Genomic DNA, 1,443 nt, shown 5'->3' on the forward strand with positions numbered 1-1,443 from the left:
TAAGTAGTTGAGTGAAATGGAATCCGGCGAGCATAGGACCGTTAGTGTGGGAGCTGGATGGCCCAACACCGACCTTAAAAATATCGAAAATCGACAGCATAATTGACTTCCTTCAGCAATGAACCTTTCATAGGTCTCTAGAACAATATTGTTAACTAGATGTTAATGCCTGTAAGGCGGTTGGCAAAGAAGATTTTTGTAACTATGCCAAAGACCACACAACAGTGACTTTGTCGCAGGGGAAATTGAGAGAGAAGTATGAAGTTAGGTAACGTGGTCATCGTACTAGGTAAGCGATTGGTTAATAACCAATTGAGTGCCGAAGGCATCTCGAGAGTCGAAGCACTAGCTGCTAAGACCCGCGAAATGCCAATGGAGAATACTGCTCTCGTATTTTGTGGTGGAAAAACGCAAGGACAAAGCATTTCGGAAGCTGACGCTATGTATGCATATTTTCAGACCCTGAATACGTCACTGGCCAAGCCTTTTCCGACAAGCCAAATTCTGCTTGAAAATCGCTCTTTGAATACGTTTGAAAACATGCGAAATGCAGCGAAAGTTCTGTGTGAAAGCGGTTTATTTCCGTTACCGTCTCAAGCGGCGGTTGAGGTCATTTTGCTATCAAACGCCTATCATCTTGAGCGCATATTAGAAATTCAAACGCTAATGGATGAGCAAGGCTTACTGCGCGTGCTCAAATCTCAATGCGCGTCTGTGGGTTTAGACTTACACATTTCTCTAGATATTCAGAAGCACATTAGCGTGCCATACCCACATCAAGGGCCACAGGCAGAAGCGTTTCTTTTACTTGATGAACTGACGACGTATCGAGTGTATCTGGAGGGCGTTAAAAGTGGGGCATTTCAACGAGATTTAACTAGCGTTCGAGCACAGCCTTTGCTGCGGGCTAAACAAGCAATAAGTCAACTTCGCGCTTTACCGTTAGAAATGGATGTTTTGCAGCAAATTGCGGAAATGAAAAAGGCCATCGAAATGACGGCCTTTGATGAATCGGTTGCAACAGCAGAGCGAGCATTGGAAGTGTTTCATCCCATTTTAACTGCGCTCAATCGCCGTTTAGATCCCGAGTCTATTCAGTGATTTCGCGTCGCATACGAACAGCACTCAACGCAATCAGACAGTAGCAAAGCAGCTCCATGCCTTCTTCCGAAATGTTCTTAACATCGCGGATGTAGCTTTCATTCATGACTTGCTGCCAGAAGCTTCCCATGCCGTAAAGGCGAGAGAAAACAAGCAGTAGAACGACGGCACCAATCAAGAGCTTCATGTGCGGAACTTGTAGAATGCGTGCCATTTCGTTCACTGTACCTTTACCACCTTGGTAAGCTTTTGCGCAAGCCAGAGCAGTGACGGTTAACGCAGGGAATACCCACGATCCGTGACGGATCATATCCATCCAGTAGTCCAGTTCGCGAATGATCA

Annotated in this window: 2 protein-coding genes and 1 pseudogene; 1 reads left to right on the top strand and 2 read right to left on the bottom strand. The window is 45.6% G+C overall.

The annotated features are described in order from the left end of the window. Positions 1-100: serine dehydratase beta chain (locus R7E00_RS23320; RefSeq protein WP_318079746.1), on the bottom strand; the 100-nt coding region annotated here is incomplete at its 3' end. A 158-nt stretch (positions 101-258) separates the two neighbouring features. Between R7E00_RS23320 and R7E00_RS23325 the strand changes: the two genes are divergently transcribed. Continuing rightward, complete coding sequence (locus R7E00_RS23325) at positions 259-1,101, top strand: YdcF family protein (RefSeq protein WP_025499384.1); 843 nt, start codon at positions 259-261, stop codon at positions 1,099-1,101. On the opposite strand, the pseudogene R7E00_RS23330 reads toward R7E00_RS23325, so the two are convergent. Next, positions 1,091-1,443 (bottom strand): annotated as a pseudogene (locus R7E00_RS23330) (hypothetical protein); the annotation flags it as partial. The gene R7E00_RS23325 and the pseudogene R7E00_RS23330 overlap by 11 nt on opposite strands.

This window comes from Vibrio sp. Vb1755, assembly GCF_033338635.1.
Classification (GTDB): Bacteria; Pseudomonadota; Gammaproteobacteria; order Enterobacterales; family Vibrionaceae; genus Vibrio; species Vibrio alginolyticus.